Source organism: Alcanivorax sp. HI0007, assembly GCF_001635525.1.
GTDB lineage: Bacteria > Pseudomonadota > Gammaproteobacteria > Pseudomonadales > Alcanivoracaceae > Alcanivorax.
The window spans coordinates 57,207-65,640 of record NZ_LWEJ01000244.1; the positions used below are offsets into that span (position 1 = coordinate 57,207).

Annotated in this window: 7 protein-coding genes; 2 read left to right on the forward strand and 5 right to left on the reverse strand. The window is 57.4% G+C overall.

The genetic code is table 11. From position 1 onward, the window contains the following. Positions 1–108: 108 nt before the first annotated feature. Complete coding sequence (locus A3714_RS13010; protein WP_062815432.1) at positions 109–408, forward strand: DUF1244 domain-containing protein; 300 nt, start codon at positions 109–111, stop codon at positions 406–408. Between the two features lie 166 nt (positions 409–574). Here the strand turns inward: A3714_RS13010 and A3714_RS13015 are convergent, their stop codons facing one another. The 3 genes from A3714_RS13015 to A3714_RS13025 form a co-directional block, all read right to left on the reverse strand. Beyond that, positions 575–2,503: a choice-of-anchor I family protein gene (locus A3714_RS13015; RefSeq protein ID WP_063508375.1), complete on the reverse strand. Its 1,929-nt coding sequence runs from the start codon at positions 2,501–2,503 to the stop codon at positions 575–577. 192 nt (positions 2,504–2,695) lie between these two features. After that, complete coding sequence (locus tag A3714_RS13020; protein ID WP_063526282.1) at positions 2,696–4,264, reverse strand: NAD(P)/FAD-dependent oxidoreductase; 1,569 nt, start codon at positions 4,262–4,264, stop codon at positions 2,696–2,698. 78 nt (positions 4,265–4,342) lie between these two features. After that, positions 4,343–5,275, reverse strand: a complete 933-nt coding sequence (locus A3714_RS13025) for a ferritin-like domain-containing protein (RefSeq protein ID WP_063509545.1) — start codon at positions 5,273–5,275, stop codon at positions 4,343–4,345. Positions 5,276–5,422: 147 nt separating this feature from the next. Between A3714_RS13025 and A3714_RS13030 the strand changes: the two genes are divergently transcribed. Then, positions 5,423–6,034 carry a TetR/AcrR family transcriptional regulator gene (locus A3714_RS13030; protein WP_063509546.1) on the forward strand — a complete coding sequence of 204 codons (612 nt, stop codon included), beginning with the start codon at positions 5,423–5,425 and terminating at the stop codon, positions 6,032–6,034. An 86-nt stretch (positions 6,035–6,120) separates the two neighbouring features. Here the strand turns inward: A3714_RS13030 and A3714_RS13035 are convergent, their stop codons facing one another. Then, entirely contained in the window at positions 6,121–7,632 is a 1,512-nt protein-coding gene (locus A3714_RS13035; protein ID WP_063509547.1) for an NAD(P)/FAD-dependent oxidoreductase, read from the reverse strand. 14 nt (positions 7,633–7,646) lie between these two features. Further along, on the reverse strand, positions 7,647–8,434 hold a 788-nt coding region (locus A3714_RS13040), incomplete at its 5' end, for an SDR family oxidoreductase (protein ID WP_063527190.1).

An 8,434-nucleotide genomic window follows, 5' to 3' on the forward strand; every position in this document is an offset into this window, starting at 1 on the left:
CCATACGGGTTACTGTGCCCCATAGTATGCATGCTAGGCGCCCGGCGTCGACGGCTGCCGTTTTCCGCCCGTATCATGGCCCTCCCCCCCTTTTGCTGGAGAAGCCCCATGAGCTCGCTGGATACGGCAACACGCACCGAACTGGAAGCCGCCGCCTTTCGCCGCTTGCTGCGGCACCTGGACGAAAACAAGGACGTGCAGAATATCGACCTGATGATCCTGGCGGACTTTTGCCGTAACTGTCTGTCCAAATGGCTGGTGGCCGCCGCCGAAGACCGGGAGCTGACGCTGGACTACGAGGCGGCCCGGGAATGGGTCTACGGCATGCCCTATGCCGAATGGAAGGAAAAACACCAGCAACCGGCCACGCCGGAGCAGCTGGCAGCGCTTGATGCGAAGAAGACGTAGGTGACTCTGGCATCGTCGGCGCTGCGCCCCGGGAAGCGAGTAGCAACGGGCGCAAGCGCTATCTTGCCCCTGACGCCTTGCCGGGACTGGCCTGGCTCAACCTCCGCGCTCGCGATACGCCATAAAAAAGGCGGCCCGAAGGCCGCCTTGATCGGGTAAGCGACATTTACTCTTCGTCAAAAAGGGTTTCCACTTCATAGACCGAGGTGGTGCCGCTGACTTCATTACCGACGACCAGTAACGGCATCCCACTGGGAGAGTCGGAAGCGGGGATGAATACCAGCCCTTCCGGACCCAGGTCACCGACCACGGCCCCCACATCACTTTCTGCCAGCAGGCCGTCATCGATCAGGTCTTCGATGTCCGCGCCGTCACCACCGCCACCCCAGAAATTGCGGCTGTTCAGGTAGTCCAGTCGCTGGGGCTGCTGGGGGTCGGTAATGTCATAGACCAGAATGCCGCCCATCCGCTCCAGAGCCATGAACAGGAACGTCTTGTCACCGATGGCACCGATGGTCAGCCCCTCCGGCTCCGGACCTTTGGCATCGCTGCGGCTGTCCATGGCGTTGATTTCATCATGGCCACTGTTGAAGTAATCCTGGCACGCGATGCTGCGGTTGGTACCCAACCGACATTCCTCGCTGGCCAGGAACTGTTCGATTTGGTCACCGCTGTCGAATACCAGGTTGCCGTTTTCATCCCGGATGGAGAAAGAACGCCCGCCATAGCTGTACAGGGAGTCATACATGATGCGGGTGCCAGCCTGATCCAGCTCACCCGCGTCGTTGTACATCAGCGGGCTGCCCGCTTCATCGGTTTTGTAGCCCATGACCCAGGTAATGTTGAGACGGCCCAACACATCATCTTCACGGCAGTCACCGGGATCACCGGCGCTGGCACCGCAATAACCGAACACGGCGGGATCCAGCAGCGCCCCGGCACCCAGCTCACGCAACTGGGGAGGCAGATCGTCGCCACAGCGGCGATCAAAGCCACTGGCATGTACCAGATGCTTGACGCGGAATTCTTCCACGAAACCCTGGCTGGCATCCCCCATGCATTCCTCGCCTTCGGTGCCCCAGTAAGCATCGTTATCTTCCCCCCAGGCACGGGCATCGCCTTCGTTGGCCGTCACCAGATAGGTGCTGCCACCGGCGCTGTAGGCCTGGATGGCGTCAGGCAGGTACAGCCCCACCACACCGTCCCAGGTTTTGATATGGATTTCCTGGTCATCATCACTGACATCCAGCCCGAAACCTTCCGCGCTACGATCAATTTCTCCCAGCGGCAGGATGTCGGTAACAGTGGCGGTATCAATGCTGACCTTGGCCAGGGCGTTATTCTCCTGCAGAGTCACCCAGGCGGTTTTGCCATCGGCGGACACAGCAATGTATTCCGGCTCCAGATCCATGGCCACATCCGCGCCGGGACCATAGATGCGCACCCCCATGCTGCGTAACGTATCCGCATCGAAGGCTGTGAAATCCGCAGTATCGACCTGTGGATCCTGCGGATTACTGATATCGATAATGCTGATGGAACCCGGAGGATCAATCTGGTAATCATCGCTGGGCTCACCCTCATTGGCGGTGAGCACCTTGCTGCCATCCGGGGTAAAGATAATCATGTCCGGCTGGGCACCGACTTCCACACTTCCGAGCAGACTCAGGTCTTCAGCCCGGTACAGGGCAGCGAAACCATTGTCGGTTTTCGGATCCGCTTCAATGGCGATAGCCACCAGTCCATTTTTTACAGCGACGCTGTTCACTTCCGCACCCGGCGCCACTTCCCCGACACTCAGGGACCCTATTTTCTCCGGGTGTTGTGGGTCACTGAAATCCAGTACATCCAGTACGCCCTGTTCTGCATTGACCACAAACAGGCGCTGGCTTGCGCTGTCAAACGCAGGAATTTCCGCCGCAGAGGCGTCAAAGCTGCCAGATTCGTAGCGACTCAGAAAGGACAAACGCAGGCCATCCGGCGTTTTCACTTGCTCGCCACCAGCAGCAGGATTGTCATCGCTGCTGTCACCGCCACAGGCAGTCAAGGCAGCAGCCAGCAGTACGCCGGCCCCCAGGCTATACCAGGATGTCATGGTGAACTCCCCAACGGTTCGTGTTATTTAATGATCAGTGAACCTGGGTTTATAAATGGGCGGGATGAAGCCACTGCGACAAAAGCGTGATGCTTTTATGGCAAACGCGGGACGCGGCCCAAGAATATGAAACGCACCGCAAAAAAAACGCGGCCAGAGGCCGCGTTCACCGGAAGAAACCAGACCAAGGGGTCAGACGGTTTCGTAATCACGCTCTTCAAATTCTGCCATCTGAGCCGCGTACTGGGTGGCGAAACCCGGGTACATGGTGGCATTGAAACCATCTTCGGTCAGATACCAGCTTTTGCAGCCGGAATTCCAGTTCGTCCGGGCCAGGCGCTTTTGCATTTCCTTGTTGTGGCGACGCTGGACGTCTTCTTTCACGTCCAGCATTTTCAGATTGTCTTGAAGAATTTTTTTGATGCCTTTCACCGCATAGTCGAGCTGGGATTCCATGTAGACCAGCGCCGAATTATGGCCAGGTCCCGAGTTGGGACCAAACGTCATGAACAAGTTCGGATACCCCGACACATTGATGCTCTTGTACGCCTGGGCTCCGCCCTGCCACTCGTCACCGAGCACCCGGCCGCCTCGGCCCTTCACCGGGAACGGCGTGCCGGAGTGGCTCACATCGAAACCGGTGGCAAAGACAATGCAATCCACCTGATGCTCAATGCCTTCCACCGTCCGCACACCCTTTTCGCTGATACGGGCAATGGGCCAGGTAATCAGTTTGGCATTGTCTTTCTGCAAAGCCGGGTAGTAGTCGTTGGAGACCAGCACCCGCTTGCAGCCGATGGTGAAATCCGGCGTCAGCTGGCGGCGCAGCCAGCGGTCTTTCACCTGGCGGCGAAGGTGCAGGCGCGCCACTCGCTCAGCAATCCGCGTCAGCGGCGAATTCCAGATCACCGCCAGCGCCATGCTTTCATGGGTCCAGTAGAGCAGATTGCGCATGGCCTGCTGGCTGGCCGGCAGCTTGCGAAACAGGGCCTTGTTCCAGGCCGGAGTGGCAAAATCCGGTCGCGGCAGCACCCAGCCCGGGGTGCGCTGGAAGACCTTGACGTGGGCCGCGGTTTTCACCAGTTCAGGAATGATCTGAATGCCGCTGGCACCGGTGCCAATTACAGCCACACGCTTGCCGCTGAAGTCATAATCATGGTCCCAGCGGGCGCTGTGAATCTTGTGACCCTGGAAATCATCAATGCCGGTGATGGCAGGGAAACTGCAGTTGGATAACGGCCCCTGGGCCATGACCGCGGCACGTCCGGCGAAGACAGCCTTCTTGTCCGTGGTGGCAGTCCACACGCCGGTTTTGTCATCGAAGCTCAGCTCCGCCACGTTTTGCTCGAAGCGAATATGCTTTTCCAGGTCGAACTCGGCCACCAGATGATGGATATAGCCAAGAATTTCCTGACTGCCGGAGAAACTCCGCGACCAGTCCGGGTTCGGCGCGAAGGAATAGGAATACAGGTTGGAGGGAATGTCACAGGCGGCCCCGGGATACTGGTTATCCCGCCAGGTGCCACCCACGGCGTTGCCTCGTTCCAGAATCACGAAATCATTGATGCCGGCCTGCTTGAGACGAATGGCCATGCCCAGACCCGCGAAGCCGGCACCGACAATCAACACTGACACGGGCTTTACCGATGGAGTCTTACGGGCGGGTTTGCGGGCCGCCGTGGCTTTCTTTGCCGCGGGGGCACGCTTGCGCGTCGCTGCCTTGCGCGGTGCCGGTTTTTTCTTGGCAGTGGGTTCAGTCATAACGGTCTAGCTCTTACGAAATCGGAGGACACCACCATGGGCCAAAACGGCCCATGGTGATGACATATCTACGGGGAATCAGTGGGTCGCTGTGGGCTGCCAGGTCAGTTCCTTCACCCAGGAGGGCACTGCCGGCAGGGCCCGACGGGGCACCATATTGGTGAGTTTCACCAGCCCGTCGACGGGGACGTGATACACCTTCTGGCTGCGGTTGGTCACAAAGCGGCCATGGTATTTGATGATCTGGAACCAGGGGTTGCGACGGCCGTCCTCGGTACGGCCACCGATACGCTCAAACTTCTTCATGGCCTTGTAGAGTTTTTCTTCCGGCAAGCCCATGGCAATTACGTTGTCGCGCATTTTGTTCAGCAGAGGCGCATAGGAGGCGATACCCAGAATCAACCGCGGGTCCATCAACGGGGCAAGCATTTTGGTGGCGCCGATGAAGGTTTTTCCGCGACCCTGCATTTCCATCACGGTAAAGCCCACGCCCAGGTGGCGGGATTCATCGTCGTTGATTCGTTCGAATGCCTGATGGCAAACCGGATCTTTCACGGTATCCAGCAGGAAGGTACAGAGGGCGCCGTCCAGGGCAATTTCCAGCATGGGCACCACGGTACCCAGCACATACAGCGGCATCTCATCGGCAAAGCGATCCAGCCACTCGATGACGATACGCAGGTTGATGTTGGGCTCGGGGATCTCATCCCCTTCCAGCATGCCCCAGCGCTTCATCAGCGCCATTTCCGCATTGGCGTGACGCTGCTCTTCCGCATGGAAGTAGGTGTAAATCTGACGCAGGGTATCGTCCGGTGCCTTTTTTGCCAGTGCCGCAAAGGCGCGGGCTCCCACGTGCTCGATCCACATCAGATCGGCCATGAACTCTTTCAGCTTGGGCCACTGCTCATCCGTGATCAGTTCGGCACCGGGAGCATCCCAATCGATGTCCGACAGGGCCCACTGGGTGCTTTTGATTTTGGTCAGCATTTTGTCCAGATCGATGGAAGCCATGATGCACTCCTTACGGATTATTCTGCCTGTGGTGACGAAAGGCCGCAGGGCCCGGCGCACCGTTGATGGTGACAAAGATATTTACTGTCACAGTAGTTGATGTAACAATAAAGCGAATGCTCGTTCGGATTCAACTCGGATAATCAGATGGCTCGCAAACCCAAACAACAACGCTCCAAGGCCACCGTGGATGCCATTGTCCAGGCCGCCCTGATCTCCATTGCCAGCCACGGCCCCAGTGCTATCACTGCCAGGCAGATCGCGGAAAAAGCCGGTATTGGCGTGGGTTCGCTGTATGAATATTTTGAGGACAAGGACGCCATCATTGATGCGGCAAGCAAACGCTTTGTCAGTGACACCGTGGATCTGATCAAACCCTTGATCCCGGAACTGGTTCGTCTGGACATCCGTGAGGCCATCGAGAAATTGTTGTTCAGTTTTCGGGACTTCCTGGAAGAGAACAACCAGCTCTATCTTCGCTGTGCCCGCCACGCCTTCAGCATGGACATGGTGATCTACCAATCACCGATCAACAGCGCCCTCATGGAACTGTTCACCCAGTACCTGATGCACCACCCGGAGCTGCTGAAACTGCCCAACATTCCCACCGTGGCCTATTTCTATATCAATGGCGGCATTTTCACCGTGGTCAGGCATCTGTCCGAGGACAACCCGATACAGAGCTTCGAGGAGCTGGCAACCGTGTTCGGGGATATCCTGGCCAGCTATGTGGAAAAGAAGGTGGAATTGGCGGACTGACCGCCTTCACGCCCGCTGTGGCGTAGAAAGCATGAGGGGAAGCATTTCGCTTCCCCTCATTCAATAGACCCGTCATCTAATCGTCGTCAGGCGGCTTTCTTTTTCTCCGCGCTTTGATAAGCCACTTCGTAGTCACTGACCTTGAAACGGCTCAGGCGCTTCTTCAGCTCTTTCAGCGACCAGGGCCAGGCAGCAAAGTTGCGGCCATTCTGGTCCAGGTAATAACTCTTGCAGCCACCACTGTTGAACACCGTGGTCTTCAGATGCTTCTGGACTTTATCGTTGTGGGCTTTCAATACCTGAGGCTTGATCGCAAAACGGGTGATACCTTTCTGCTTCACCTTTTTCAAACCATCAATGATGTAGTCCAGCTGGGCTTCCGCCAGTCCGATGAAAGAGTCGTACACCAGCACGTTCGGCCCCAGTACCAGGAAAGCATTGGGCACGTCTTTCATGGTGGCACCCAGATAGGCTTCCGGAGAGCTGTCCTTCCACAGGTCGGAGAGGCGATCACCGTTGGCATCAATCACCTTGCGACCAATGGGCGGGTGAGACACCTCGAAACCTGTCCCCCAGATGATCACGTCCACTTCGTGACGCTCACCATTGGCGGCAATCACGGTATTGCCTTCCACTTCCACCAGGCCATGGGGAATCAGGTTGGCATTGTCTGCCTGCAGGGCCGGGTAATAGTTGTTGGCAAACAGGATACGCTTGCAGCCCAGCGTAAAGTCCGGGGTCACCGCTTTGCGCAGCGCCTTGTCTTTCACCTGCACGCGCAACAACTGTTTGGCTGCCGTGCTCACCGGCTTCAGGGCCGCCGGATTACGCAGGCCGAAGTTGATCACATTCAACGATGTCGCTACCGCCTTGCGCCAGCTCTTCTGGATAATCGGCAGCTTGTCGATCAGCTGCTTGCTGGTGTCGCCCAGATCCATATCCGGCTTGGGCAGCACCCAGGGAGCCGTGCGCTGGAACACATGCAGCTCTTTCACCTTGGGCTGGATCTGCGGTACGAACTGGATCGCCGAAGCACCAGTGCCAATCACCGCCACACGTTTACCGGTCAGATCATAATCATGGTTCCATTTGGCGGAATGGAACATTTCGCCCTTGAAGCTATCCAGTCCCGGCAGGGAGGGAATCTGCGCTTCGGTAATCGGCCCGGTGGCAAAGACCACGGTGCGCGCCAGAGTCTGGCCTTTATTGGTATCCAAGACCCACAGATGGCGGCTTTCATCCCACTCGGCGTGTTCCAGCTCCGTGCCGAATTCGATCAGATCGTTGATGCCGAAGTCCTCACTGACCTCTTCCAGGTAACTGAGGATTTCCGGCTGGCGAGCAAACAGATGGCTCCACTTGCTGCTCAGGGCAAAGGAAAACGAATACAGGGAGGAAGGGACATCACAACCACAGCCCGGATAGGTATTTTCCCGCCAGGTCCCGCCGACACGGTTGGCTTTCTCGATGATCTTGAAATCGTGATAGCCCTCTTTCTTCATCTTGATGGCGGCACACAGACCGGAGATGCCGGCACCAACAATAAAGGTGTCGTAAATCCTGGCCTCAGGGGCGGTTTTTTTCTGAGTCGCTGGCATGGGAAATACCTCGTTTAATTCTTAACAAACCGGTAGGAGAAGCCCAGCAGGTTCGCATACAGGTTGGGGGTGGCGCGCTTCATCATCCAGAACAGCTTGGCGTCCACCTGCGGGGTGGTGTAAAGCTCACCCTTGTCGAGACGATTCAGGGTCAGCTTGGCCACGGAGTCACTGGTGGTCATGGCATAGTTCATCAGCGCATGGTCGGCCAGTTTGGAGTAACGATCCGGAATGCGGCCATCCTTGATGATGTTGGTCGGCACCAGGGTCGGGCACAGGACATTGACCTTGATATTATCGCGCTTGAGTTCCGCGTAGAGGGTTTCGGACAGGGCCCGTACACCGGCCTTGGTCACGTTGTAGGCACTCATTTCCGGTGCAGCGGTATAGGACGCAGCAGAGGCCACATTGATAATGGCACCGCGGCCCTGCTTCTTGAACCCGGGCACGAAGTAGTGACAGCCGTGCACTACCCCCCAGAGGTTCACATCCATCACCCATTTCCAGTCCTGCAGGCTGAGCTCTTCGAACTTGCCACCGATACCTACGCCGGCATTGTTGATGACCATGGTGACCGGGTTGCCGAGCAGCTTCTCCGCCTGCTCGGATAGCTTCTTCACCTGGGTCGCCTTGCCCACATCGCAGGCCACTGCATAGGCCTTGCCACCGGCTTTTTCAATCAGTGCTACCGTTTCTTCGGCACTTTCCAGTTTCAGATCTGCGCAAACCACCGCGGTGTTTCGTTTGGCCAGTTCCAGGGCAAAACTTCGCCCGATACCACTACCGGCACCGGTGACAACGG

Bases quoted from the DNA above. Each gene is read 5' to 3' on its own strand.
- A3714_RS13025 (WP_063509545.1), bottom strand. From the start codon at position 5,275: ATGGCTTCCATCGATCTGGACAAAATGCTGACCAAAATCAAAAGCACC.
- A3714_RS13035 (WP_063509547.1), bottom strand. From the start codon at position 7,632: ATGCCAGCGACTCAGAAAAAAACCGCCCCTGAGGCCAGGATTTACGAC.
- A3714_RS13015 (WP_063508375.1), bottom strand. From the start codon at position 2,503: ATGACATCCTGGTATAGCCTGGGGGCCGGCGTACTGCTGGCTGCTGCC.
- A3714_RS13020 (WP_063526282.1), bottom strand. From the start codon at position 4,264: ATGACTGAACCCACTGCCAAGAAAAAACCGGCACCGCGCAAGGCAGCG.
- A3714_RS13030 (WP_063509546.1), top strand. From the start codon at position 5,423: ATGGCTCGCAAACCCAAACAACAACGCTCCAAGGCCACCGTGGATGCC.
- A3714_RS13010 (WP_062815432.1), top strand. From the start codon at position 109: ATGAGCTCGCTGGATACGGCAACACGCACCGAACTGGAAGCCGCCGCC.